1 rRNA gene is annotated in these 314 nt (G+C 47.8%); it reads right to left on the reverse strand.

Annotated features, from left to right (window positions below):
- Positions 1 to 314, reverse strand: a 23S ribosomal RNA gene (locus tag CF599_RS19420); the annotation flags it as partial.

Raw genomic sequence — 314 nt, forward strand, 5'->3', positions numbered from 1 at the left:
CCTTATACCATTGCACTCTACGCACGGTTACCAAGCGTGCTGAGGGAACCTTTAGAAGCCTCCGTTACTCTTTTGGAGGCGACCACCCCAGTCAAACTACCCACCAAGCAATGTCCTCCATAATCATGGAGTTAGATCTCAAATAAGCAAAGGGTGGTATTTCAACAATGACTCCACAACGCCTAGCGACGCCACTTCACAGTCTCCCACCTATCCTACACATCACTTATCCAAGAACAATACTAAGCTATAGTAAAGGTGCACAGGGTCTTTTCGTCCCACTGCGGGTAATCGGCATCTTCACCGATACTACA

Source organism: Myroides sp. N17-2, assembly GCF_002286775.1.
GTDB lineage: Bacteria > Bacteroidota > Bacteroidia > Flavobacteriales > Flavobacteriaceae > Flavobacterium.